The sequence below is a fragment of the uncultured Virgibacillus sp. genome (assembly GCF_947495635.1).
In the GTDB taxonomy this organism is placed as follows: domain Bacteria; phylum Bacillota; class Bacilli; order Bacillales; family Amphibacillaceae; genus Virgibacillus; species Virgibacillus salarius.
In genome coordinates, this window is the sequence record NZ_CANMAB010000022.1 from 1 (window position 1) to 25,892 (window position 25,892).

29 protein-coding genes, 1 other RNA gene and 1 pseudogene are annotated in these 25,892 nt (G+C 37.6%); 25 read left to right on the forward strand and 6 right to left on the reverse strand.

All coding sequences use genetic code 11. The features are described 5' to 3' along the window. Nucleotides 1-206, forward strand: a pseudogene (locus tag Q1A47_RS07020) (IS91 family transposase); the annotation flags it as partial. Next, on the forward strand, nt 196-372 hold the full coding sequence (locus tag Q1A47_RS07025; RefSeq protein WP_205388397.1) for a hypothetical protein: 177 nt from the start codon (nt 196-198) through the stop codon (nt 370-372). The pseudogene Q1A47_RS07020 and the gene Q1A47_RS07025, both read left to right, overlap by 11 nt. A gap of 119 nt (nt 373-491) precedes the next feature. On the opposite strand, the gene Q1A47_RS07030 is transcribed toward Q1A47_RS07025, so the two are convergent. Next, nucleotides 492-1,784, reverse strand: a complete 1,293-nt coding sequence (locus Q1A47_RS07030) for a glycoside hydrolase family 18 protein (protein ID WP_166530504.1) — start codon at nt 1,782-1,784, stop codon at nt 492-494. A gap of 113 nt (nt 1,785-1,897) precedes the next feature. After that, complete coding sequence (locus Q1A47_RS07035) at nt 1,898-2,431, reverse strand: isochorismatase family cysteine hydrolase (protein WP_166530503.1); 534 nt, start codon at nt 2,429-2,431, stop codon at nt 1,898-1,900. Between the two features lie 108 nt (nt 2,432-2,539). On the opposite strand from Q1A47_RS07035, the gene tadA reads away from it, so the two are divergent. The 3 genes from tadA to Q1A47_RS07050 all read left to right on the forward strand — a co-directional run bounded on the left by tadA (nt 2,540) and on the right by Q1A47_RS07050 (nt 4,283). Continuing rightward, a complete protein-coding gene (tadA, locus tag Q1A47_RS07040; RefSeq protein WP_026680142.1) occupies nt 2,540-3,004 on the forward strand; it encodes a tRNA adenosine(34) deaminase TadA in 465 nt (154 codons plus the stop codon). Between the two features lie 96 nt (nt 3,005-3,100). Then, nucleotides 3,101-3,366: signal recognition particle sRNA large type (ffs, locus tag Q1A47_RS07045), an RNA gene on the forward strand. A 359-nt stretch (nt 3,367-3,725) separates the two neighbouring features. After that, nucleotides 3,726-4,283: a putative glycolipid-binding domain-containing protein gene (locus tag Q1A47_RS07050; protein ID WP_051388259.1), complete on the forward strand. Its 558-nt coding sequence runs from the start codon at nt 3,726-3,728 to the stop codon at nt 4,281-4,283. 202 nt (nt 4,284-4,485) lie between these two features. On the opposite strand, the gene Q1A47_RS07055 is transcribed toward Q1A47_RS07050, so the two are convergent. After that, the gene (locus Q1A47_RS07055) at nt 4,486-5,052 is read right to left on the reverse strand and encodes a carbonic anhydrase (protein WP_166530502.1); all 567 of its coding nucleotides are present in this window, start codon (nt 5,050-5,052) and stop codon (nt 4,486-4,488) included. A gap of 643 nt (nt 5,053-5,695) precedes the next feature. Between Q1A47_RS07055 and dnaX the strand changes: the two genes are divergently transcribed. From dnaX to Q1A47_RS07075, 4 genes are read left to right on the forward strand one after another with little or no spacing between them, the layout of a single operon-like run. Further along, nucleotides 5,696-7,384, forward strand: coding sequence for a DNA polymerase III subunit gamma/tau (dnaX, locus tag Q1A47_RS07060; protein ID WP_166530501.1), 1,689 nt, complete (start codon nt 5,696-5,698; stop codon nt 7,382-7,384). 35 nt (nt 7,385-7,419) lie between these two features. Then, nucleotides 7,420-7,734 carry a YbaB/EbfC family nucleoid-associated protein gene (locus tag Q1A47_RS07065; RefSeq protein WP_026680146.1) on the forward strand — a complete coding sequence of 105 codons (315 nt, stop codon included), beginning with the start codon at nt 7,420-7,422 and terminating at the stop codon, nt 7,732-7,734. Nucleotides 7,735-7,751: 17 nt separating this feature from the next. Next, nucleotides 7,752-8,348, forward strand: coding sequence for a recombination mediator RecR (recR, locus tag Q1A47_RS07070; RefSeq protein WP_026680147.1), 597 nt, complete (start codon nt 7,752-7,754; stop codon nt 8,346-8,348). A gap of 15 nt (nt 8,349-8,363) precedes the next feature. Then, entirely contained in the window at nt 8,364-8,579 is a 216-nt protein-coding gene (locus Q1A47_RS07075; protein WP_026680148.1) for a YaaL family protein, read from the forward strand. 272 nt (nt 8,580-8,851) lie between these two features. Here the strand turns inward: Q1A47_RS07075 and Q1A47_RS07080 are convergent, their stop codons facing one another. Continuing rightward, entirely contained in the window at nt 8,852-10,099 is a 1,248-nt protein-coding gene (locus tag Q1A47_RS07080) for a helix-turn-helix domain-containing protein (protein WP_026680149.1), read from the reverse strand. A gap of 424 nt (nt 10,100-10,523) precedes the next feature. Between Q1A47_RS07080 and Q1A47_RS07085 the strand changes: the two genes are divergently transcribed. From Q1A47_RS07085 to Q1A47_RS07110, 6 genes are all read left to right on the forward strand, one after another. Next, on the forward strand, nt 10,524-14,675 hold the full coding sequence (locus Q1A47_RS07085) for a S8 family serine peptidase (protein ID WP_166530500.1): 4,152 nt from the start codon (nt 10,524-10,526) through the stop codon (nt 14,673-14,675). 175 nt (nt 14,676-14,850) lie between these two features. Continuing rightward, the gene (locus Q1A47_RS07090) at nt 14,851-15,414 is read left to right on the forward strand and encodes a signal peptidase I (RefSeq protein WP_166530499.1); all 564 of its coding nucleotides are present in this window, start codon (nt 14,851-14,853) and stop codon (nt 15,412-15,414) included. Between the two features lie 15 nt (nt 15,415-15,429). Continuing rightward, nucleotides 15,430-16,098, forward strand: a complete 669-nt coding sequence (locus tag Q1A47_RS07095; RefSeq protein ID WP_026680151.1) for a hypothetical protein — start codon at nt 15,430-15,432, stop codon at nt 16,096-16,098. Between the two features lie 19 nt (nt 16,099-16,117). Beyond that, nucleotides 16,118-16,633, forward strand: a complete 516-nt coding sequence (locus Q1A47_RS07100; RefSeq protein WP_166530498.1) for a hypothetical protein — start codon at nt 16,118-16,120, stop codon at nt 16,631-16,633. Between the two features lie 568 nt (nt 16,634-17,201). Continuing rightward, nucleotides 17,202-17,468 (forward strand): pro-sigmaK processing inhibitor BofA family protein, encoded by a 267-nt coding sequence (locus tag Q1A47_RS07105; protein ID WP_026680153.1) that lies wholly within the window; start codon nt 17,202-17,204, stop codon nt 17,466-17,468. Nucleotides 17,469-17,578: 110 nt separating this feature from the next. Then, on the forward strand, nt 17,579-17,770 hold the full coding sequence (locus tag Q1A47_RS07110) for a sigma factor G inhibitor Gin (protein ID WP_026680154.1): 192 nt from the start codon (nt 17,579-17,581) through the stop codon (nt 17,768-17,770). Nucleotides 17,771-17,924: 154 nt separating this feature from the next. Here Q1A47_RS07110 and Q1A47_RS07115 read toward each other — a convergent pair whose 3' ends face one another. Then, the gene (locus tag Q1A47_RS07115; RefSeq protein ID WP_166530497.1) at nt 17,925-18,062 is read right to left on the reverse strand and encodes a hypothetical protein; all 138 of its coding nucleotides are present in this window, start codon (nt 18,060-18,062) and stop codon (nt 17,925-17,927) included. Between the two features lie 126 nt (nt 18,063-18,188). On the opposite strand from Q1A47_RS07115, the gene Q1A47_RS07120 reads away from it, so the two are divergent. From Q1A47_RS07120 to rsmI, 10 genes are all read left to right on the forward strand, one after another. After that, nucleotides 18,189-19,625 (forward strand): aminotransferase class I/II-fold pyridoxal phosphate-dependent enzyme, encoded by a 1,437-nt coding sequence (locus Q1A47_RS07120; protein ID WP_026680155.1) that lies wholly within the window; start codon nt 18,189-18,191, stop codon nt 19,623-19,625. Further along, on the forward strand, nt 19,622-20,248 hold the full coding sequence (gene tmk, locus Q1A47_RS07125) for a dTMP kinase (RefSeq protein WP_026680156.1): 627 nt from the start codon (nt 19,622-19,624) through the stop codon (nt 20,246-20,248). The genes Q1A47_RS07120 and tmk overlap by 4 nt, the downstream gene beginning before the upstream one ends. Nucleotides 20,249-20,276: 28 nt before the next feature. Then, complete coding sequence (locus Q1A47_RS07130) at nt 20,277-20,606, forward strand: cyclic-di-AMP receptor (RefSeq protein WP_026680157.1); 330 nt, start codon at nt 20,277-20,279, stop codon at nt 20,604-20,606. 251 nt (nt 20,607-20,857) lie between these two features. Continuing rightward, on the forward strand, nt 20,858-21,292 hold the full coding sequence (locus tag Q1A47_RS07135; RefSeq protein WP_026680158.1) for a YaaR family protein: 435 nt from the start codon (nt 20,858-20,860) through the stop codon (nt 21,290-21,292). 32 nt (nt 21,293-21,324) lie between these two features. Beyond that, complete coding sequence (holB, locus tag Q1A47_RS07140) at nt 21,325-22,314, forward strand: DNA polymerase III subunit delta' (RefSeq protein ID WP_026680159.1); 990 nt, start codon at nt 21,325-21,327, stop codon at nt 22,312-22,314. A gap of 6 nt (nt 22,315-22,320) precedes the next feature. Continuing rightward, the gene (locus Q1A47_RS07145; RefSeq protein ID WP_026680160.1) at nt 22,321-23,145 is read left to right on the forward strand and encodes a stage 0 sporulation family protein; all 825 of its coding nucleotides are present in this window, start codon (nt 22,321-22,323) and stop codon (nt 23,143-23,145) included. 13 nt (nt 23,146-23,158) lie between these two features. Continuing rightward, complete coding sequence (gene yabA, locus Q1A47_RS07150; RefSeq protein ID WP_026680161.1) at nt 23,159-23,509, forward strand: DNA replication initiation control protein YabA; 351 nt, start codon at nt 23,159-23,161, stop codon at nt 23,507-23,509. A 79-nt stretch (nt 23,510-23,588) separates the two neighbouring features. Beyond that, nucleotides 23,589-24,329, forward strand: coding sequence for a tRNA1(Val) (adenine(37)-N6)-methyltransferase (locus Q1A47_RS07155; protein WP_026680162.1), 741 nt, complete (start codon nt 23,589-23,591; stop codon nt 24,327-24,329). After that, complete coding sequence (locus Q1A47_RS07160; RefSeq protein WP_026680163.1) at nt 24,322-24,615, forward strand: GIY-YIG nuclease family protein; 294 nt, start codon at nt 24,322-24,324, stop codon at nt 24,613-24,615. Before Q1A47_RS07155 ends, Q1A47_RS07160 begins: the two co-directional genes overlap by 8 nt. Further along, the gene (rsmI, locus tag Q1A47_RS07165) at nt 24,593-25,465 is read left to right on the forward strand and encodes a 16S rRNA (cytidine(1402)-2'-O)-methyltransferase (protein ID WP_026680164.1); all 873 of its coding nucleotides are present in this window, start codon (nt 24,593-24,595) and stop codon (nt 25,463-25,465) included. The genes Q1A47_RS07160 and rsmI overlap by 23 nt, the downstream gene beginning before the upstream one ends. 67 nt (nt 25,466-25,532) lie before the next feature. Here the strand turns inward: rsmI and Q1A47_RS07170 are convergent, their stop codons facing one another. After that, nucleotides 25,533-25,811 (reverse strand): AbrB/MazE/SpoVT family DNA-binding domain-containing protein, encoded by a 279-nt coding sequence (locus tag Q1A47_RS07170; protein ID WP_026680165.1) that lies wholly within the window; start codon nt 25,809-25,811, stop codon nt 25,533-25,535. Nucleotides 25,812-25,892: the final 81 nt, after the last annotated feature.

Consider the following 25,892-nt stretch of genomic DNA (forward strand, 5'->3'; position numbering starts at 1 on the left):
ATGAATACAAGGGAGAAGTGTGTCTAGAGAATGGGAAATTAGAAATAAAGATTGCATTAACAAAAGAAGCAAGGAATTATTTAGAAAGGTTGATTCACTATCGCACAGACCAACAAACGACGCAAAAAAGGGAAGAAGAAAAAAGGAACCGATCACTTACGTCCAAAGAAGACCTACGTCAACTATCATTGTTTCATGTGTCATGAAGAAGAAAAGATACCGTATAACGTAGTAGAAGAGTTTGATTTGATGGATGGCGGAGACCCAACTACGCCACCAAGATTCAGCTGTGAACAATGTGGAGGAGAAATGTATCCGGAGTATTATAAAGGAGTACAAGGACACGAATACAAACTATCGGATGTGCTCTAGCTATGGCAAACAGGAAAGGACCGGGCTGGTTTTTGCCCGGTTTTTCTTACTAAGATACGTGTAATCCAAGCTTCAGCATTCTATAGCAAATGGAAGGATCTGTTAGATTGTAACTGTCACTAGTCCAATTTTTGAATTGTGAATTGATCCTGTAGTAACAGCCAATTTTGTGGGAAAGCTAACCCTAATTTCCAATAGGATATGCCTAATAAACCTAATTCCTTTATGAGATTGAATTTGGCTTGAATGGACCGCGCATCTTCAAACCATACCTCATGTTGACTTCCTGTATTATCGGTATACGTGAAGTAAGGTGCCTGAGCCTTTTCATCGTATCTAATTTCTGCATTGTTTTCTCTTGCAATCGCGATAGCTCGCTGTGGACTTACAGCCTGAGCCGGCTCCCCACCATTTGCCTGATATGGCAGTGTCCAGTTGTATCCATATAAATTTTGACCTAATAAGATTTTCGTAGCGGGCATTTCCGTTAATGCATACATAACGACTTCCCTTACTTGATCAATTGGTGAAACAGCCATTGGTGGTCCGTAGGTATAGCCCCATTCATAGGTCATTAGCACAACAAAATCAGCAATTTCACCATGTACTGCATAATCATGTGCCTCATACCACTGTCCAGTCTGTGTGGCACTGGTTTTTGGTGCTAATGCTGTGGACATTAATAAATCTTCTTGGGATAAGCGTTCCTTTGCTTTTCTTAAAAACGCATTGTATGCTTCTCTGTCCTCTGGGGGAAGAAATTCAAAATCAAAATGCACATCGCTATATCCACCAGAAGTAGCTGTATTAACGATGTTATCTAGGAGTGTGTTTTGAACGCTTTGAACGGTTACAATAATATGTCCAAGTTCTTGGCTGAATTGACCCTCTTCCAGATTAGTCACAACCAGCATCTTTGCCGTGTTATTCTGTTCAGCGATTTCCGATAATCCATTTAATGGTGGTGGTGTTAAGCTACCATCTCTGCCAACACGATAGCTAAATATCGCTAAGTAGGTTAAATATGGAGTGGTTTTCATGGCTGCATTTTCTAGCGTATCAGAAACAGAATCTCCCATTGGTTCGATATAGGCATTGCTTGTGATAGGTGATTTAGGCCCTGGTGGTATATAAAGCCTAAATCCAACCGGAAGTACATTACCTGGCGAGATACCATTTATTTGTGCTAGCTCCTGATAAGACATTACGAATTGTTGAGCGATGGAAAATAAACTATCACCAGGTTGGACAAAATAAAACTGTCCGACGATAGGAATAACTAATGCCTGACCGACCACTAAATTGTTTGGAGCGTCTAGTTCATTGGCATCGATAAGCGCCTGTGTTGTTGTATTATATGTATTTGTAATACCATATAACGATTCACCTGGGCTAACTACGTGAATTTGCATATAGAATCCCTCCTTCATGAGGTTGTTCAAAAATGAATTAACCTCTCTTTGAACACACCTATTTATCGATCTGCTATTAACAATCTATGAGAAGGGATTTCTTGTTATTCCAACTATATAGCTGTGATATTTGCTTTCATGACAGAATGTAATAAATATAGAGCATATTCATTATTGTCCTTACCTTCAGAAGCCATGCAGTTCTTTGGGATGTGCATATCATACCCATACATATAGGCATCCTTTGCAGTAAATAGAATACAAATATCACCCGCAATTCCTGCCATTAATAAGTTGTTTTTTCCTAATTCATTTAGCAGAGATTGTAATGGCGTTTGAAAAAAGGCGGAATGCTGTGGTTTAATTAGAAAATAGTCATTATCGTCTGGTTTTAACGGTTCAATGATTTGTTTACTCCTATCATTATGGCAGTAATTGATAATTTTATGAAAGTCAGCCTGCCAAAGACCATAATGGTCATTAACATAAATAATAGGAAGTTGCTTTTCTTTTGCAAAGTTGCGTAATCGTAATAAATGAGGAAGTATATCTTTCGTATTTGCTAATAAGTTATTACCACCATCAAAATTAAAATCATTTACAATATCTACAAATAAAACAGCGGTGTTTTCAAGCGATGAATGCAATCCAATTACTCCTCTCTAATTTAAAGGAATTGATGTTTAATGATGCTTTTCTTTTAGTTATTTCCGTATTCTTGTTTTTCAAACTATTATTGAAAGGTAGGGGCAAAATTGTTGGATGAAAAAATGATGGAGTTAGCCATAGACGAGGCTACTAAAGCTGCAAGACAAAATGAAGTTCCTATTGGAGCTGTTATTGTATATCAAGGTGAAGTAATTGCTAGAGGCTATAATCAGCGTGAAACATCACAAAGTACGTTATCACATGCTGAATTGATTGCTATCGAACAAGCCAATGATGTAATTGGCAGTTGGCGCTTAGAGGATTGTACACTGTATGTGACGTTAGAGCCTTGTCCGATGTGTGCTGGGGCAATTGTCCAATCTCGAATTAAGCGTGTTGTATATGGAGCAAAAGATCCAAAGGCAGGTTGTGCTGGTACACTAATGAATCTATTAGCAGATAAGCGGTTTAATCATCAGGTAGACATTACGAAGGGTGTGCTAGAAACAGACTGTGGAGATCTTTTAAGAAATTTTTTCAAAGACCTACGTAAGCAAAAAAAGAAGAGCTAAGGTAAGCTTAAGAGCGAAAATCTATTTTAACAGATTAGTTATTTTTCCATGCTCTACCATTGCATTTTTTTAATATTATCGTTATAATGATTAATGCCGTGCTAAGCGGGGAGGTAGCGGTGCCCTGTACTTGCAATCCGCTATAGCGAGGCTGAATTCCCATCTGAGGTACGATGACTTTATAGTCTGCCTTAAGGGAGTGGTGTTGACGCTTAGGTCCTGCGCAACAGAAACCCATGAATCCTGTCAGGTCCGGAAGGAAGCAGCAGTAAGTGGTCATTTCTGTGTGCCGCGGGGAAGCCTAGGTTGAGCCATGAACTTGAGTAACGTATAGGGTTGTCGTATCGAAGATGGGTGCACGGTTTACATAAGATTAGTAAGTCCCCTAGCTGTTTGCAGCTAGGGGACTTTTTAAATGGGATATAATTTTTTAGACACCATTAATTAGACGTATATTCATTGTGATGGAGTCGGTACGGTACCTGTATTAATCAACGATGGATAATGGAGGAAAATTACGACACTTCTGTGGAAAGAAAGTGACAGAGACACCGTAAAAGTTTGTGTTAGGGTAACGTGCATTTCTCGGTGGAAAACGAGTATCCTTTCCTCAGTAGTAAGGGTAAGAGAACCAAAAGATATATAGAAGTGAAGATAATAGGTAACCCAAGCAATATTAATAATAGAAGTGCTAAATAGATATGAAAGGGAGAGGTACAAAATGGATCGAAAAGTAATATGGGAACATCATGAGAACGTAGGAACAGAATTTTTGCAAATGAAATATATGCAAGATGGTATACAGATTACAAGTACGGTTATAAACGGTCAGAAAGAGGCTCCTTATCTTGTTCATTATCAAATCGAACTGAATAGGCATTGGAAATTTCGAGAATTGAGAGCTGAAGCAGATAGTGGAAAGCAAATCGTACTACGCTCTAACGATCAACGAGAGTGGTTTAATGAAGCGGGAGAGGAGATTACTCATTTACGAGGTGCAATGGATATTGATTTATCGTGTACGCCTTTTACCAACTCCTTGCCAATCAATCGTTTTATGTGGGAGACTGGTCAATCCAGTGATTTTGACATGGTATTTATAGCTGTTCCAGACTTTACATTGACTAAAGTTAAACAACGGTATCATCTTGTAGAACAGTCAGATAAGCGGAAGGTATTTAATTACAAAAGTAATACGTTTGAATCGACGATTGAAGTAGACGAGATGGGGATTGTGACAAAGTATCCGGGGTTATTTACCAGATTATATGCTAAATAAAAAAGGGCTGTCCCAAAAGGCAGCCCCTGTTCCTAGTCAACGGGAATAAACTCCTTTTCCGTGGGCAGTGATTCAGCCTCTTCTTGCGTATAAACCCCAACATTTCAGGCTTCACACCATTGTTCTTGCACAGGAGTCTCGTATATTCCGGTTGCTGTGTCTTCATGTACCTTATGAGACAGTCCCTTATGGATGGGTCATGTCATGATTTTGGATAACCGTCTACAACTAGATCGAGTTTACCTGTATTCGGATCGATGACTAAGCCATGGACTGGTACGCTTTCTGGCATAAGCGGATGGTTCTTAATCGTAGAAACACTATGCTTCACACTATCCTCGACACTATCAAACCCTCGTAAAAAATGTTTGAAATCAACACCCGAATGGTGAAGTGTATCTAGTTTTTCTTGACTAATTCCACGAGTTTTCATTTTTTCAACTGTTCGATCAGCCTCTACACCGGCCATCCCACAATCATAATGGCCAATCACACAAACCTCATCTACTTCAAGTTCATACACTCCAACGAGAATACTTCGCATGATGCTACCAAAAGGATGGGATACAAGTGCTCCGGCAGTTTTAATAATTTTCGCATCGCCATTCGCTATATTCATGGACTTTGGCAATAGCTCGACGAGTCGAGTATCCATACAAGAAAGAATTAAGGCTCGTTTGTTTGGGAGTTTATTGCGCTGATATTTTTCATATTCCTTATTGTCAACAAATTCTTTATTATAGGTTAAAATCTCTTCTAATAAACTCATGATCAAGCTCCTCTTTTTAATAATCTCTATCCATTATAAAGGAAAAATTACAAGAAGACATAATTTAGGTGGGATTACTAGATATATATCATTATTAAAAACAAACTGAAAATTATCAACATATGTAATTTCTTAATTATGTTAAAATAATAATCTTACAAAGAGGCATCCGTTTTATAGATGTTTCATTGAATGGAGAAAGTGAAAATGTCATTACAAGTCAATAGAGGAGGCTAATTCAATTGTCATTTTACTTATTGCTCTTTTACTTTATTTTGGGGTATACTTCATGCTAAAAAGAAAGCTTCATATAAATAGTCAAACAATTAGATACAAACATGTAAATAAATTTAACTTTTACCTTGATCCTATCGTTTTTCAATATTTTCCAAAAAATGTATTTAAATCTTCAGGCGTATTTGATTTGAGTCCGTAACTTTTTTGTTTTGTGTATGAATTCTATTGCACTTTTAGTAAATCTTTTGTTCTTTCCTCGTATTTTTTACTCTAAATGGCCTATATTTTTAAAACCAGAAATATTATTTTTATTCATCTCTTTTTTCCATTTGTTTTATCGCTATGGTTCACATTCCCCCCTTAAATAGAGTATAATTAGAAGGAGATTTTAAAGGAGAATTGTATCATGAGCTATCAAGCTTTATATCGGGTTTGGCGACCAACGAATTTTGCAGATGTGGTTGGGCAAACCCATATTACACGAACTTTGCAGAATGCGATTGTACAAGAAAAATTCTCTCATGCCTATTTGTTTTCCGGACCACGTGGGACAGGGAAAACAAGTGCTGCGAAAATTTTTGCCAAAACGATTAACTGCGAGCGTTCGCCGGTAAAAGAACCTTGTAATGAATGTGCGGCATGCCGTGGCATTCAGGATGGGTCCATTTCCGATGTTATCGAAATTGATGCTGCATCTAATACAAGCGTTGATGATGTCCGAGAAATTAGAGATAAAGTAAAATATGCATCTAGTGTGGTACCTTATAAGGTATATATCATTGATGAGGTACACATGATATCGGTAAATGCATTTAACGCATTGTTAAAGACACTGGAAGAACCTCCAAAGCATGTTGTCTTTATCTTAGCTACAACAGAACCACATAAGATTCCATTAACGATACTATCAAGGTGCCAACGGTTTGATTTTAAGCCAATTTCTAATCAGGCTATCGTCGAGCGAATGCAAACCATTATAGAAGCAGAAGGAATATCCGTTTCAAAAGAAGCACTAGATACGGTTGCTTTAGCTGCTGAAGGTGGAATGCGTGATGCACTAAGTATTCTTGACCAGGCTATTTCCTATAGTGAGGATACGGTTGAACTGGAGGATGTTTTAGCGGTTACCGGTGGTGTATCGCAACAAACTTTAATGAAAATTGTCCAGTCCATGTATGAAAAAGATGTACAACAAGCGTTAATGCAGTTGGATGAACTGCTCCAGGGAGGAAAAGATCCAGCTCGATTTGTTTATGATATGATCTACTTTCTACGCGATTTGTTACTATACAAGGGTGCGCCAACACTTGAAGGAATGCTAGAGCGTGCACGCGCTGACGAAAGTTTTAAGCATTTAGCTAATCACGTATCCAATGCTTGGGTTCAGGAAGCAATGACACAATTAAATCAATGCCAGCAGGAAATCAAGTGGACGAATAGCCCGAAAGTGTATATTGAGATTGCCATCTTGTCCATCACAAACGCTAATGTGGAACAAGGACGTTCAGAACAAGTGGTAGAATCTGATGCAATTGCAGAGTTAACTGCAAAAATTGGTCAGCTTGAAAAGGAATTGAGCTTATTAAAGGAAAACCCTGTTGTTAGTGCACAACCTGCACCACAACGTGAATCTAGAAGAGCACCATCCAGATCATCGAAGAACAGTTATAAGATCCCATATGAGCGAATTCGCGAGGTACTTAAACAAGCGGAGAAGCCAGCATTGAAGGAAGTTCATTCTCAATGGGCTACCTTTTTAGCAAATTTAAAGAAAGCTAATGCTCCCGCTCATGCTACTATCCAAGATAGTAAGCCAGCAGCAGCATCGGATCAAGCGCTTGTCGTTGCATTTAAATATGAAATACACTGTTCTCTGTTCTTAGATAATCGGGAGACAGTAGAATCGATACTCTCCAATGTACTAGGAAAATCATTAACGATTATCCCAATTCCAGAAAAGGATTGGACAGATTTACGAACAGAGTATTTATCAAGTCAAGAGAAATCGGAACCAAAAGCGGAACAAACTGCAGATCCACTAGTTGAGGAAGCAAGAAAGCTTTTTGGTGATGACGTATTGGAAATACATGATTAATCGAAGCATTATACGAATTAAAGGAGGAATTTTCCATGAAGGGAAATATGGGTAATATGATGAAGCAAATGCAAAAAATGCAAAAGAAAATGATGAAGGCACAGGATGAATTACATGAAATGACATTCGAAGCATCAGCTGGCGGTGGAATGGTTACAGTATACGCCAACGGCAAAAAAGAAATAACAGATATTCAAATCAAAGAGGAGGTTATTGATCCTGATGATGCTGAAATGCTACAGGACTTAATCTTGACTGCTACGAATGATGTATTAAAACAAATTGATGATAAAACGAATGATACAATGGGACAATTCACGAAAGGGTTAAACATGCCTGGAATGTTCTAATTCTAGGAGGCGCGTAGATGTATTATCCAGAACCAATTTCTAAATTGATTGATAGCTTTACAAAATTGCCTGGAATCGGGCCAAAAACGGCTGTCCGCCTGGCATTCTTTGTGTTAAATATGAAAGAAGACGATGTCTTGGAATTTGCCAATTCATTGGTCAATGCAAAGCGAGAGCTAACACATTGCTCCACCTGTGGCCACATTACGGATCAAGATCCATGTTCTATTTGTCAGGATACTTCCCGTGACCAATCGATTATCTGTGTTGTACAGGATCCGAAGGACGTTATTGCCATGGAAAAAATGAAGGAATTCCATGGGAAATACCATGTATTACATGGAGCGATTTCCCCTATGGATGGGATTGGACCAGAGGATATTAACGTTCCCGATTTAATTAATCGACTAAAGGATGAAGAAGTTGAGGAGTTAATATTGGCTACAAATCCTAATATCGAAGGTGAAGCAACTGCAATGTATATATCCCGACTTGTAAAACCATCTGGAATTCGAACAACAAGAATTGCTCATGGTTTACCAGTAGGGGGAGATTTGGAATATGCAGATGAAGTAACCCTATCGAAGGCATTAGAAGGTAGAAGAGATCTGTAGGAATTAGGTGAATACATGGCAAAGAAAAAGATAACGAGAAAAGATGTTGACGGTGAGTTGTTAGATACGATGATTCGTTTGGAGAAAGAGAGGAAGCAAATCGAGTCAATGGTTTCTAGAAGCATTGAATCGACAAGTGATGGATATCATTGGGAGGCTTTTGCACAAGCGAAATATTTATTCTTACTACGAGAGGCAAGGCATCGTAATTTACGAGCAAACTACCATTAATTGAAGGTTTTTTCATAAACTACTATATTAATTGATACGTATACTTCAAAGACAAGGCATGGATGCACTTGTCTTTTTGGCTCGATTATATATGTTGAGCTTTGAAAAAATTAAGCATAATAAAACACGCAGGCTCCTATATTCTTTACACTTGAACTGACGAGAAACAAAGCAAAGGGATAGGATTGCTGTCGTTAGGGAATAACTGAAGCTAACCATCGCATAACTTACTCATTCAGTTATCCCTAACCTATGAATAGAATTGGCTAAATCTAAACTAACAAAGTGCTCTCGTCTTTATTAATAATATAATCTGCAGTTTCAACTGCTTTTTGTAGCTGATTATTTTTCAGATAATAATTAAATAATTCCCTTTCATAGCGTTGCATGGTTACAAAAAAACCATGCTCTTTAAAATAAGGTAATGCTTTTTTTGTAAGATAGAAATAATATTTTTCTTCTAGGTCAAGAATCGTATAATAATGTAGCCAGAATACATGCTGATATAAGGGATCTCCTATTTCTGTAGCTACTGCTAAGCCTTCTTCTACTAAAGCTAGTAATGCTTCTTTTGCAATAAATCCTCCTTCATTACCACAACGTACATACCCTTCTAATGATAATAAATAAATATTTGATTTCTGTTGCTTTAAATCCATGGACGCTTTATATAGTTTACCAGCTTCACGGTATTTCTTTCTCTTTAAGTGTTCGTAGGCATAATTATGTAGAATTTTAGCTTTCTTTTCTGGAGAGTTACATAGATCACAAAGCCGAATTAATTCATCGTATTGCTCCTTCGTTTCCTTAAAATTTCGATGCTGGCCGGACTCTACTTCAATTAACATAAGGTTTTCCGTATCAATAACCCCAAGAAAATAATTTCTTTGCTTATAGGCATTCAACGCTTTTTCCCCATAGTAATATGCTAATACGGGAGAATGGATATGATGATAAGCTGCTGCCAAATCATAATAGACCATAGCATTGGAATACATATCAAAATTAATACTTTTTAGTAGATCGATAGATTTAAGATGCTCATCAATCGTCATATAGTAGATACCTTTTACATGTTGCAAGAGGTTCTCTTCATAGTTATTGAGCTTATTCCGTTTTTTATCCAGAAAGTCGATTAACTCTACAGCATTATCCACACTATTTTGCTTTAAATAATAGATGGCCTTTAAGAGTAAATAGTAGAGGTGATATCCTGAAATAGCAATCATTTCGTTTGTTTGAAATTCATGATAAACGGTAGTCGCACTGCTATAATCTTGGGAAATTATCATTTCTTTCCATTGGTCAAGCTTCTTTTTTACATTTTTTAAACTAGCTGCTTCTTCTTCTAAATTAATACTTAGTTTTTGAGCTAATAACATCGTGATTTCTGGTGAATATTCCGTTAATCCTCTTTCTATTTTACTAATATGTGTTACAGAGCAAATGCCTTGCCCAAGCTGTTCCTGGGTGATTTTAGCTTTTTCTCTGTAAAATTTAATAATCTTTCCTTCATACATCGATGCGGCCCCCTTTTAAAGAGATCTTCATTACATAATTTTTATCATTATTTTGTACGAGGATTAATAGAACTTCCGATATAAATAGCTAACTTTATACCAATTATAGCTAACTTGGGGTAATTATTAATAGTGCTTTTGATGCGAATTTTTTTCATTCGTAAAGGTGTTACACCAAGCTAATGCCTAGCAAGATAGGTTTTTATTAATATCCTCGCAACCTTGTTAATACCCCAAGGGAGTAATAGTAATGCAAAAGTTCTATTTTAAATATTCAGAAATGAAAGAATTACCCCAATTTACAGTATTGTGATGTGAATATAACATATGGAATAAGAACGGATTTGTACTTGCAGTTACAAATGCAAAAAGGAGGGAAGTATTACAAATCTAATTCAAAAGGAAAGAGAGGAGAAAATAGGTCATGCTAAAACGTAGATTGCAATGGCTCACTGTTTATTTATCTATTATATTACTGCTCATGTCCCTAGTTCCTGTATACCCATTTGCCGCCTCAGCTAAGGGGAAGGAAATAAAAGAGGTATTAAGTGACTTATCAGCAGAAGAGCGCAAAGCCATCCATGAATTAGAGGCAAATCAAGGTTTTACTATTCATCCAGATATTAATGTAGAAACGTCAGAGCCTGTACAGGTTATTGTTGAATTTAAGCAGGATCCAGCAAAAGTAGAGGTAGCAAAGGCGAAAGCGATGAAGTCACGTAGCAAGGTGACGTTAACTCAAGCATCAGACAAGGTAGAAGCATCACATAAACAATTTAAAGAATCCTTACAAAAGATGAAGAAAACAAAAGCTGCTAATGAACCAGCTATTACTTATGAGTATCGACATGCGATAAACGGTGTGGCGATGACATTACCTGGAAACAAGGTAAAAGATTTAATTCAAACAGGTGTTGTTAAACGGGTATGGAAGGATGAAACCGTTAACCTAGATCTTCCAATCATAGATCAAAACAAAATAGAACCCAAAATGGCTGATAGTGTTCCGCAAATTGGGGTAGATCAATTACATGAAGAAGGAATAAAAGGGGAAGGAATACAAGTTGGGGTAATTGATACAGGAATAGATTATAATCATCCTGATTTAACAAATGCCTATGATGGTTACCGTTTTACAGAAGGGGAAGACCCTGCTGATATTGATCCAGATCAGGTTAAGGGTTGGGATTATGTAGATAATGATGCGGATCCGATGGAGACTACGTATGAGGACTGGCAGAAGTCAGGAGAAGCGGAATTTATTAATGGGATAAGCTATTACACCTCACATGGCACACACGTTTCTGGCACAATTGCTGGTACGAAAAGTAATGATGTTGATTATGCAGTTAAAGGTGTAGCTCCTCAAGTAGATTTATATAATTATCGTGTGTTAGGACCTTATGGTTCGGGATCTACTAATGGAGTCATCGCGGGGATTGATAAAGCTGTCAAGGATGAAATGGATGTTATTAATCTCTCGTTAGGATCTGGTACAAATGATCCGTTGTCTCCGACATCTGTAGCTGTTAATAATGCCGTATTATCAGATGTAGTAACGGTAGTGGCTGCAGGTAATGCTGGACCGGGAGAAAAAACGGTAGGATCACCAGGAGCGGCAGCGCTTCCAATTTCTGTTGGAGCTAGCGATGTGTCACAGGCAATACCAACATTCGATGCTACAGCAGGAGATATTGTATTAACAGATTTGCAACTGCTTGCCAAGAATTTTACAGACGACCTTGAAGCGCTCCGAGGTCAATCTTTATCTGTAGTAGATGCAGGCCTAGGGTATGCAGAGGATTTTTCAGAGATTAATGTAGAAGGGAAAATTGCTCTAATTGAGCGTGGTGAGATTACGTTTGACGAAAAAGTTAAGAATGCAAAGGATGCAGGCGCTGAAGCTGTCATTGTATTTAATCATGAAGAAGGACAAATTCCTTATTATATTGGAGAAAGTACAGCATATCTCCCAGCATTCCGTTTATCTAATCGAGATGGACAAGCTCTCAAAGAAGCGCTTTCAGAGGATTTTTTGCTGGTGTTTGGTGAACTAACAAATACGAATTCAGAAGGCGATCATTTAGCAGATTTTAGTTCAAGAGGACCTGCAGCACAAAATTATGATATTAAGCCAGATGTCGTGGCGCCTGGAGTAGCCATTTTCTCTACGTACCCTTCCTATGTTAATGATCCGGAAAGTAATAACTATGATTTAGCATATGCTCGGATTCAAGGTACTTCGATGGCTTCGCCACATGTTGCAGCATCAGCAGCACTTATCTTACAAACCCATCCAGATTACAGTCCGTTTGAAGTGAAAGCAGCTTTAATGAATACATCTGTTGATTTAAAAGAGGATTATTCTGTTTATGAAGTAGGGGCAGGACGTATTAATGCTTATGATGCCGTTCATGCTAAGACAGCAATTAAAGTCCTTGATCAAACAGAGATGATAGATGGTGAAGAGTCTATCATGATCGATGAAGTTACAGGATCCATTGGTTATGGTAGTTACTATCTTGAAAAAGGTCAGGGGCTAGAAAAAACGAAAGCCCTTCGAATTGAGAATCGCTCAACGGAGGAGAAAACGTATGCCGTAAATGTTGAATTCCTAAAAGGAGACAACGAAGGAATTGCAGTAAATATACCGGAATCGCTAACTATAGGAGCTGAACAGTCAGGAAATATAGATGCAACTATTGAAGTTCCAGATAATGCATCGTACGGCTCATTTGAAGGTTATATTCATATTGAAAATGAACAAAGTGAAGAGGCTTTCCAAGTACCGTTTGCTATTCGCGTTACCGATAAAGGGATTGATTATGTTGATTTAGATCGAGAAGCAGTTCCCAATGAATGGACATTCCATCCATTTTTAATTCCATTTATTAATATGGCTTTAAAGATTAAGAGCCCGATGGAAACAATGGATGTAATTGTAAAAGATGGAGAAACAAATGAGCCAATCGGGTTAGTTGGTACGTTAGATAGCAGCAATATGGATGTTGATCGAGAGTATTATATATTACAAGCATTTATGGGGACGGTATTTCCATTTACCAATGACCCTGAAAACCCAATAGCTAAAGAAAGAATGAAGCTACCAGAAGATGATTATATCCTAGAAGTGATTGGTCATGATGAAAACGGAGAAACGTACACGGTACAAAATGTCACTGTTGTCGATAATACACCGCCAGAAATAACATTTAACGATCTTGAGCCTGGTGTACATGAAGTGGATGAATCGATGTATACCGATGAAGATGGTTATCATGCGCTATGGGTTCATACAAATGTCTATGATTCTACGATTGATGTACTCAATTCCAAAGGACTAGAGTATGATCAGTCGGAAAATATCGTAGCTTATTATCAGAATTCACCGTTCCCAGGCAAGATTCCTGTAGAGGCGAATGGGGATATGAAATTTGGTTTATTACCAGAAGAGCTAGAAAATGGACCAGTAAATCTAGAGTTGTTACCAGTTGATTTAGCCACGAATGCTAATTTTATGAATAAAACGAGGTATACATTCGTGGAGGATGGTACGGCATATGGAATTACGAACTACGATGAAGAAGAAATAAGAAAAGGTGACACATTTACAGTGACATTAAGCTTAAAAAACGTTCAAGCACTAATGTCTGGCGAATTTGAGGTTGAATATGCAAATGATCTTTATTCGTTTGAAAATGTCCAAGTAAATGAGGCATTTGCGGAACATGCAAATGAAAATGGATGGAGCGTTGAATTAGATGAACCAACCTTTAGGGAAGACTATTGGACAGACTTTGTAAAGGTAGGAGCTTCGGTAGAAGGAAATGGTTTTTCCGGTATTGATGGGGATATGAAGTTTCTTGATGTCACGTTTAAATTGACAGATGACCATTATTATAGTGGTTTGGCAAGCTTGTCTGTTGCTGATTTTAGCTATAAACAAGCTGGGGAAACAGAACAGACAATCATTCCTGTTTTTTCTCATGATAAGTATACCATTATTCCAAAACATTCGACGATCACTGGATTTATTAAACCAGAAGCTTTTCTTCATGAAGATGGATTTTTATTACGAAAAGATTATAACGAAATCGGAGTAAAGGTATACGCAAAAGCGCAAAACGGCAAGAAATATACGGGTACTATTACGGAACAAGGAAGCTTTACCATCAAGGGCTTACCTGTGACGGAAGAAAAATATAAGGTTTATGTAGATGTTCCAGGTCATTTAAATAACGTGTTGGAGGCAGAGGTAGGAATAGAAAAAAATGGTGAACTAATTGGGCAATCGAAGCGTGTTTATCCTGAGATGAATCTTGCTGGAGATAGCAATGGAGATAAAGTGGTTGACATCCACGACGTGATGCGAGTTGTTGCCCATTATGGAAAAGAAAATGATAAAGCAGATGTTAATAAGGACGGGGTAGTGGATGAAGCAGACATCCGATTTATAGAGAAGAACTTTTTAGAAATTGGATTTGATGCACCAGGTAATAAAAGACCACTAGAAAAACTAGGCAATAAAGGATTAAATGATTTTCTAAAATCCTTAGGTCTAGAGCCAAACAAGTAAAATAAGCAGTCTTAAACGATGCGTATCGTACAGCAATTGGAATATTCATTAAAGAGCAACCTTGATAAGACCTTTGGTGAGACCGTTACCTCGGGGCAAAGCGTATACCAGTTGTTTAGTAAGAGAGCTGTCTCGAGAGACAGCTTCTCTTAAAAACATTATGGGAGTGAGGGGGATGGAAATTAACAACGGATTCAGGAAAGCATGGAAAATAATGATACGTACTTTACTTACCTTACTAATTATTATCGTTTTATATATGGTGGTTCAATTGTTGCTATATCCTAAACAGCCTCCTTCATTGTTTGGATATCAGCCTTTCTCTGTATTATCTAATAGTATGAATCCGACTTTCGAGACTGGCGATATGGTCATTGTAAAAAGATTAGCTCCAGCAGAGATTCAGGAAAATGACGTGATTACGTTTAAGAAAGGTACAAATCAGTATGTTACACACAGAGTAAATGAAGTAGTTTCCCATCAAGGCAATATCCAGTTTGTTACTAAGGGAGACAATAATAATGTGATTGATGAGTCAATGGTAACTGCAAATAAGGTCATGGGTAAACAGGTAGCCTCCATTCCATATGCAGGATATATTGCTAAATTTATAAGTGGCCCAGTTGGGTTTATTCTACTTATTGTTCTCCCATTTACTGGATACATTTGTTTAGAGGTATATGAGCGAATATCGCGAACGACAAACGAAGATGCAACGAATCAAAAAAATGAATTGTAGCTAAGGAGGATATTTATGAAAAAATGGAAGAAAGCACTATTAGGTACAACCTTTGCCGGAGTATTGGTAGCATCAACTGGTTTAGGAACATACGCGTGGTTCACTTCAGAAACAGAGGCTCACGGGGACATGGAAAACGGAGTGTTGCAAATAAATGATAATAGCAATATAGAAACGCCAATTTTTTCTGGGGTTAAATTTGCCCCTTCCCAGCTTGAATATGGGAATTGGGTGACGATCGAGAATACGGGTGATTTAGACACGTTTCTGAGGGCGACTTATTCCCATTCCATTGACAAGGCATCCTTAGATGCATATGAGGTAGGATATATGGCTATGAAATACACGGTTACGCCGGACCAAGATACCTATGAAGAATCAAAAATTCAATTAGAAAACCTTTTTAATGGGGAAACAAATGAGCGGACTTTTACTGCTGCGAACACAGCTGAAGGTGTGGAGTTTTCTGGGGAACTATTAAACGGGGGAAATTCTGGAGAGATTGTATTTGGAGAGGGTGAAGAGGATTCGTTTTGGCAGCTAGATGAAGGCCAATATATTGATATTATGATAGCTATCAAACTTGATGAGAGTGCAGGTAATGAATATCAGGGAGCGCAATACGATGCTACCTTTCGTGTGATTGGTAAACAAACAGATGACGGTGCAGCATACGAGCAATAATTCGTAGGGGTGACAACTTGTGATATACAAGAAGAAAGCTTTTCAATTGCTTTTATGCTGCTTGTTTGTATATTTGGTAGGATCTAGTATAGCTACATCTACGACAAAGGCATGGTTTATAACTGAATCCCAATCACAGGGGAAGGTCGTCCATGCTACTACAGAGGATCTTTTGGATGTTGACGCTACTGTATTATCCTATGACACAGACTGTGTAATATGGATAGAAATGAAGATAAAGAATATCTCTGATGTGGCAATTCCAATAGAGATAGATGAAAGGTCTATTTATCTAGCTCCTGGAGAAGTATTCTCTGAAGTGTTTGAACGAAAGGTATCTTGTGAAGCAAACGAATTGCGTTTTCAATTAATAGGATTTAATCGGTTTATTGGTGAATTTATTGTTGTTCCACTCCAACCATCTCTATTGAAAAAAACTGCTGTAAATAGATCTGTAGATATAGAGATAGAGAAACAGGTGAAGAACCAAGTGCAAACACCAGATAAACAAGCATCTGATTTGCATGAACAGTAAAAAAGACTTTTAGGGAGAGACAAGTATTTTAGATAAGGGAGCCTTGAAACATAATTTAAGGGTGAACGATGCATGGTCACGTTAGGCGGCTGCTTTAGGATTGGGACATAACTAAAACGGTTTATTCTAATGAAGGAAAATACACTACTCTAACCTCTCCGGAAATATACGTAAACTCCTTGAAAAAGGAGCGCTTTTTCTATATGTGATGTATCGCTATCGAAGCGTTCCTTATCCTGCGGGAGGAAAGCAAAGTATATTTCCGGAGAAGCTTCGTTCACGGACATCATTTCTAGTTGTTCGTTTTTTGGAATGAAATATTTTATTCTCCGCTTCGTAGATATTATAAAATTGGATGTAAGCTATAATCGCCTCCATTAATGCTTCACACGTGTAATAGTTTTGCCACCCATACTAACCGCATCATGCTTCCGCTTTCTTTAGTAAACCTTCGATATTTCTACCAGAGAAAACAGATGGTGTTGGGCTTTTTCGATGTTAGGTTGTTCTTATTCTCCTTTGTCCTGCATATGTAATATAAAAGGACAAGGGAGAGGGGTTGATCGGTATGAGTTCTACACTAGTTATTTCAATAATGGTAGCATTAATTATTATTTTATTACTTGTTGGCGCGCCAATCAAACCAATGCGCTTTATTGGACATACTACGGTGAAATTAGGGATAGGCATCTTATTTCTCTTTTTTATTAATGTATTCGGTGGAGCTATTGGGTTGCATATTCCGATTAATGTATTTACTGCAATTATCGCAGGCTTTCTCGGTATATTTGGACTAGCTTCTTTATCAGCTATTCATTTGTTTATTATTACGTAAAAGGATATGGAGGTACGTTTTTGTTATCTATTTCTTACAAAAAGTTTCAAAGATTGCCTGTATAGAATCCGTTAGATTAGGAGATACTAATTTGTAACGGAGGTGGGGAAATGAAACAGAATATGACATATGAGCGCTGTGGCATTTGTGAGGAAGAAAAGGAGACAGGTATTCATTTGTACACGTTATTTATTTGTTCTGAATGTGAGCATAATATGATACACACAGAGCCCAGAGAAGCGAAGTACAACTATTATCTGCAAAAATTAAAAAATATTAATAAACCAAAACTATATTCCTAGATCAAGAGGCTCGGACAAAACACAACTTCATTACTTAAAATACGAATGATCAGGTTTATTAATAGGACTATCATCGCCGCACCATGAAAATATACGCTCTTTCCGTGGGCACGCCGTGGGCACGGACTCAGCTAACTTGGTAAAGAAAGACACGTTACCAAGTGGATTTTCGAACTCGTGCTGTTCCCGCCGGAGTCTCGCATATTTCAGGTGCTAAATGAATGATTTTAATCAAAAAACGAATGATAATTAATTTAAAATAATTATCGTTTGTTTTTTGTTGTTTCTTCATTACTTTTTTCTCATCCTATTTTTATAAGAAGCCATGAAGGGTTGGCAATGACTAAATGAAAAGACGGTATTGCTATGATAAGATAAGAGATATGTAAAGAAGTAACATGCTTGGAGAGATAAAAGAATGAATCAAAAGCTAACCCCATTATTTTCTACATTACAACAATTTCAACTGAATCAACCCGTTTCTTTTCATGTACCTGGTCATAAAAATGGTGAGATATTTCCTTCCTTCGCAAAGGATTATTATTCATCCTTATTAAGGCTTGACGTAACGGAGCTACCTGGCCTAGATGATTTGCACGCCCCCGAGGGTGCAATTGCAAATGCTGAACAACTGGCAGGCGATTATTTTCAAGCTGATCATACATTTTTCCTTGTTGGTGGAAGTACGACTGGTAATCTAGCGATGGTCCTAGCAACTTGTACAGCAAATGATACAATTATTGTGCAACGCAATTGTCATAAATCGATTATGAATGCTTTGGAATTAAGTGGTGCAAAACCAGTGTTTATTGCTCCAGAATATAATGAGATAGTAGATCGATATACGAGCCCGAGTATATCGACGTTACAGGAAGCGTTAGCACTTTATCCACAGGCGAAAGCAGTAGTGCTTACTTATCCGGATTATTTTGGCAAAACATTCAATCTAAAAAAAATGATCGATCTTATTCATTCATATCATATTCCCGTCCTTATTGATGAAGCCCACGGTGTTCACTTTTCATTGGGTACTCCATTTCCAGAGTCTGCAATAGCTCTTGGTGCGGATATCGTTGTACAGTCTGCCCACAAGATGGCTCCGGCTTTAACAATGGGTGCATATCTTCACTTGAATTCAGCTATTGTTTCGAAGCATCGTGTCGCACATTTTTTACAAATTATTCAATCCAGTAGCCCATCATATCCAATTATGGCATCGTTGGATATTGCTCGCGCCTTTTTGGCAGACTTTAAACAAGTAGCTATTAAAAAGGTTCTAGCTAGTGTTGATAAGGTCAAAACTATTTTTGATGATTCGAGCTATTGGAGAATTGTGCCAAGTGATGACCCTTTGAAAATAACACTTCAGATGAATGAAGGTATTGCAGCAAATGAAGTAGCAAAACACTTTGAATTCGAACAAATATACCCAGAGTTAGTGACACATAATCAACTACTATTTATTCACGGGTTGGCACCATTTCCTTGGGAAAAGCGCTTGAAAAAAGCTGTAAAAAGCGTGAAGGATCAATTAAAAAATAGTGCCAAGCATGATACAATAAAAGTACAAAGCTTTTTTCCGAAGCGAATACAGGAATTAGCTTTGTCCTATCCATTGATGCAAAATCTGCATACCGTTTACATGCCCTTTAATGAGGCAGTAGGACATGTCGCAGCAGAAGCGGTAATTCCATATCCGCCAGGTATTGCATTAATTCTTAAAGGAGAAAAAATTACAACATTACATATAGAAGCCATTAACCAATTACGCAAACAGGGTATTCGTATGCAGCAACGTCATACAGATGGCATCCATGTTTTTACAGGTATAAAAGAAGGAGAAGAAGATACGTGAGTGGACAATTTATTACATTTGAAGGTGGCGAGGGTGCTGGTAAAACCTCGATTCTCCATTCTTTAAGAAAGAAGCTAAGTGATCATGGGTTCGAAGTGCTAGCAACACGTGAACCTGGAGGTATTGAAATTGCTGAGAAGATTCGAACCATTATTCTTGATCCGATGCATACAGAAATGGAAGAGCATACAGAAGCTTTGTTATATGCAGCCGCAAGAAGTCAGCATCTAGTTGAAAAGGTGTTACCTGCATTAAAGCAGGGTAAAATAGTGCTATGCGATCGCTTTATTGATAGTAGCCTGGTTTATCAAGGGTATGCAAGAGGATTAGGGATGGATGAGGTATTTGCAATCAATCAGTTTGCTATTGGAGATTGTATGCCGGACATGACATTGTTCTTTGACATTAAACCGAAAAAAGGACTACAACGAATAGCGGCGAATAAAGATAGAGAACAGAATCGATTAGATTTAGAAAATCTAGAGTTCCATGAACAAGTCTATAAAGCGTATCATATACTTGCAGAAAGATTCCCTGCACGAATTCAAACAATTAATGCAGACCAAACGATAGAAATGGTTGAAAAAGATGCTTACGATCGTATTATTTCTTTATTGACTTAACTAATGAAAAATAAAGGAGCTGGCAAGAATGAAGTTATTGATCGCAGTGGTACAGGATAAAGATTCTAATCGCTTAGTTGATGCTTTAGGTGAAGAGAATTTTAAAACAACCAAACTCGCTACTACTGGTGGATTTTTAAAAGAAGGAAACACAACTTTAATGATTGGTTGTGAGGATGAGTATGTTGATGAGGCGTTAGATATTATTAAAGATAATTGCTCTCATCGAGAACAAATGGTTGCCCCTATTTCGCCAATGGGTGGGAATGCAGATTCCTATATACCAAAGCCAGTCAAAGTTGAAGTAGGCGGAGCCACTGTATTTATATTGCCAATCGAATCGTTTTTTCAATTTTAATATGGTGTAAAGAAAAATTACTCCAACTAGTTGAAATCCGAACAATCTGTCTGTGAATATTGGTATACTGATTTCCAAGGGGGCTATGTGACCTCCTTGCTATGTCTAGCTTGAACACGCTTCGTGTAGAGTAGCCGCTGTTTGTTCCAATTAAGCAATCATCGAAACCGCCTTATAGCATTATTCGGTGATTTCATGGAAATAACACGTTTACTTATGAAGTTCATTTACTTGAAAAAGGGACTGAGCAGATGAAAATTAGCCAGGATTTAAGAACACAACCGGAAACTAAATATACCAGAACGACGAATGAGGACAACAGGTCTTTTCAGAAAACGCTACAGTCCCAGGCTTTGAATTTGAAGCAGCAGGAATTACAAGTACTCATGAAAAGCATTACCATGCAGGGAGACAAGCTGGCACGTTTTCGAACATTTCGTGACCTTGCTAAATTCAAACGCTTGGTGAAAGGATTTTTGCAGGAAGCTGTGTATAGTGGATTAGATTTGCAAAAATCACATAGTTTTGGCATGGATCGTCAAAATCGTAAGTTAATGCTAGTAAAGCAAATAGATGAAAAACTAGTAGAATTAACAGAGGAAATTATGAATCAAGAGAAAAAGACGGTAGACATACTTGGTTTAATTGGAGAGATAAAAGGTTTATTAGTTAACATATATACGTAGAATCTTAAGATAGATTATTGAAGGGGATACATATGGAAACATGGTCTGAGGTTGCAGAAGTACAACCGTTGGCAAGTAAAATAATAACAAACAGTATGAAAAAAGACCGCATTTCTCATGCGTATTTACTTCAAGGAGAAAGAGGGACCGGCAAAGAAGCAATCGCTTTATTAATTGCCAAAGGCATATTTTGTGAAACTAATGCTGTAAATGAACCTTGTCAAACGTGTAATGCTTGTAAACGTATTACCTCAGGGAATCACCCAGATGTTCATTGGATTGAACCAGATGGACAATCAATTAAGATCGATCAAATAAGGAATTTACAAAAGGAATTTACCTATTCGGGTCTAGAATCTAATAAAAAGGTATATATCATTAAAGGTGCAGATACGCTAACAGTAAATGCTGCTAATCGCATTCTTAAATTTTTGGAAGAGCCTAGTAAGCGAACAACTGCTATTATGCTAACAGATAACAGTCAAGCTATCTTGCCGACTATTCGTTCAAGATGTCAGGTTATTGACTTAAGGCCTCTTCATCCAACGATGTTGCAAAAACAACTCATTGAAGAAGGAATGCATGAGAGAAATGCTGTTTTGATGAGTACTCTAACGAATCGTATAGATGATGCTTTTACTAGAATTAACGATGAGTGGTTTGCCTCTGCAAGAAAGATAGTGGTACAATTAATAGAAGTACTTTCGACCAATCCAGAAGATATATTCTTATTTATTCATCAGCATTGGGTGACTCATTTCAAAGATAGAAATGAGCAAGAAGAAGGATTGGATCTCTTGCTTATCGCAATGAAAGATATTCTTTATTACCATATAGAAAATGAAGCTGGGATAGTGTTTTTCGCCCCTTCTGATGAATTGCTTGAATTGGCAGCAAGGCGCTTTTCTCAGAATCAATTAGTAGCAGTCTTACAAGCTATTTTACAAGCAAAGCGAAAATTGAAGCAAAATGTCCATCCGACCTTAGTGATGGAACAGCTAACACTTCAAATACAGAGGTGATAAGGAATGATAGAGGTAATTGGTGTCCGTTTTAAAAAGGCGGGTAAAATATATTATTTTGATCCAGGGGAAGCTACCATTTCACTAGATAGTTATGTTATTGTAGAGACAATTCGTGGAATCGAATTTGGCAAGGTTGTTCTTACCAATAAAAAGGTTGACGAGGAAGATGTTGTTCTACCACTTAAGAAAGTGATTCGTATTGCAACGGATAAGGATAAGTTAACCGTTTTAGAAAATCAAGAACGCGCAGAAAAGGCCTTTCAAGCCTGCATGGATAAGATTAAAGAGCATGACTTGGATATGAATCTAGTAGAAGTGGAATATACATTTGACAGAAATAAAATAATATTTTATTTTACAGCAGACGGAAGAGTTGATTTTAGAAATTTAGTAAAAGATCTGGCTGCTATGTTTAAAACACGTATAGAACTACGTCAAATTGGGGTACGGGATGAAGCGAAGATGCTTGGCGGTATCGGACCGTGTGGTAGAATGCTTTGCTGTTCTACTTTTTTAGGAGATTTTGAACCCGTTTCAATTAAAATGGCAAAGGATCAGAATTTATCCCTAAATCCGGCAAAAATTTCAGGTCTATGTGGCAGACTGATGTGCTGTTTAAAATACGAAAATGATGATTATGAGACAGCGAAACGGGAATTGCCGGATATTGGGAAAACGATAGAAACACCTTATGGTAAAGGCAAGGTTGTAGGGTTAAACATCTTGGAACGACTCATCCAAATCGAAATCCCTGAAAAAGAACGAGTAATCGAATATACTTTAGATGAACTAATAGATGAAGGAATTTTAGCGCAAGCCACAGAATAACGGGGTGAGTAGCGTGAAAAACAGGCAAATTTTTGATCAGGTATCAGATATGGAAAAGCAAATTGGTGAATTATATGAGCAGTTAGGTGATCTTAAAGGCAAATTAAGTGATTTATTGGAAGAAAATCATCGACTTGCCATGGAGAACCACAATTTGCGTAATCACTTAGATCATTCAAAAGAAGATGAAGAGGAAACATCTGACAACAAAGCAGAAGTGAATAAGAGCTTTCCTGGTGAAGGTTATGATAACCTAGCTAGATTGTATGAAGAAGGCTTTCATATTTGTAACTTGGAATTCGGTAGTCCGAGACGAAATGAAGACTGTATTTTTTGTCTGGACTTTCTGAATAAAACGAAATAATGCAATGTATGGCTGTCTCGATTTCGGGACAGCCTTTATTACAGTTGACTACTTTTTGCTTACGAGAAAGGACATACATATGGTTGAATTATACGATGATGAGCGTTTAGATTATTTACTGGCTGATAACAGCATGAAAATTATTCAAAGTCCTTCTGCATTCTCTTTCTCTTTGGATGCAGTACTACTTGCAAACTTTGCTTATATTCCGAAAAAAAGAGGAGCCATACTTGATCTCTGCACAGGCAATGGTGTTATTCCATTATTACTGTCGAGAAGGAGTAAAAGTAACATAACAGGTGTGGAGATTCAAGAACGTATTTACCAGATGGCGAAAAGGAATATCGACTTGAATAACTTACGTGAGCAAATAAAGATACTGCATGGAGATTTAAAATGCATGCAACCGATAATAGGTCAAAGTAGTTTTGATGTAGTCACCTGTAACCCACCTTATTTTCCGACCCCGTCAGCTACTGAACATAACCTAAATGAATATTTAACAATTGCCAGACACGAAGTTTTCTGTAGTCTAGAGGACGTTGTGAAGGCATGTAAGCTGCATGTTCGTCCAGGAGGGAAGGTATCTATGGTACATCGACCAGGCAGACTTATTGATATTATTAGCCTATTTCGTAAGTACAAGCTCGAGCCAAAGCGTATTCAATTTGTTTACCCCAAAAAAGGGAAAGAAGCAAATATGCTATTAATTGAAGCAATTAGAGATGGGAAGCCAGATTTAAAAATCTTGCCACCTTTATATGTATACAATGAGGATGGTACGTATACAGAAGAGGCAGAGGAGATTATATATGCCTGAACATGAACATACGGTCTATATTCTGAAATGTAAAGATAACTCATTATATACAGGTTACACAAACAATTTGGAAAACCGGCTGAAAATGCATAATGAAGGAAAGGGTGCAAAATATACCCGTGGAAGAGGTCCGTTTCAAGTTGTTTATATCGAGCGCTTTTCCAGTAAAGAAAAAGCAATGAAGAAAGAGTATACCATTAAACAATTAACTCGCAAGGAAAAATTACAACTTATTCGAGCAGCCTTGAAAGAAGTGATAAAATATGAACATTCAACAAAGCTTTGATAACGAAAAAAAAGGGAAATTATACATTGTTCCGACCCCTATTGGTAACTTAGAGGATATTACGTTCCGTGCATTAAATATACTGCGCTCAGTGTCAATTATCGCAGCAGAGGATACACGAAATTCTAAAAAACTATTGAACCATTTTGACATCTCAACACCGTTAATTAGTTATCATGAGCACAATAAGCTGGCAAGAGAGGAACAACTGTTACGGCGATTGGAAAACCATGAATCAATTGCTATTGTAAGTGATGCAGGAATGCCTGCGATATCCGATCCTGGTCATGAGTTAATTCAAGCGGCGATTGAGCAAGAATTTTCTGTAGTAGTACTGCCTGGAGCAAATGCAGCATTATGTGCGCTGATCGGTTCTGGTTTACCAGCAAATGAATTTTATTTTTATGGTTTCTTACCCCGTAAAAAGAAAGACAAGGAGGCAGAACTAGAGAGATTACAACGGATACAGGCCTCTTTATTATTTTATGAGTCACCTTATCGTATAAAGGAGACATTAAAGGCTGCCAAGTCTGTACTTGGTAATCGCCGTGTGGTCCTAGCACGGGAGCTATCTAAACGGTTTGAAGAATATATTCGAGGTACACTGAATGAGGTTATCACCTATACAAAAGACATAGAGCTTAAAGGCGAATTTTGTATGGTTATTGATGGAACAGACCAGTTAATTCAAGAAACTTCATTATGGTGGGATGGCTATACTATTGTTGAACATGTAGATTACTATATAGATGAGAAAGACATGCCTAGCAAAGAAGCAATAAAGCTAGTTGCAAAAGAGCGAAAGCTTCCGAAACGTGAAGTGTATCAAGCCTATCATATCGAGGATTAATTTGTTGCTATAAAAAAAGGTCTAACGTGTAGAACAGGCGTCAGACCTTTTTGAGACAATAATCTTACTATTTATTAAATCTTGCTTCTATCTCTTTAACCAGCTCTTGTGCACCTTCTGGGCTGAGGACAAGTTTGCCGTTTGCTAAAGAGAGATTATCATCGGAAACCTCTCCAGTAAGATGACAAGTCATGTTTGGTTTGTACTTCTTAAGGATAATTTTGTCATTTTCCACGTAGATTTCCATCGCATCTTTTTCCTGAATTTCAAGCGTACGACGAAGTTCCATTGGGATGACAACACGGCCAAGCTCATCCACTTTACGTACAATTCCGGTAGATTTCAATTTCTTTCCCCCTAAGGTTAGAAAAACGAGCCAATTGTCAGCAAGGGCTTTCGTTCTTCCTTAAAATTTGTAAAGCAAAAA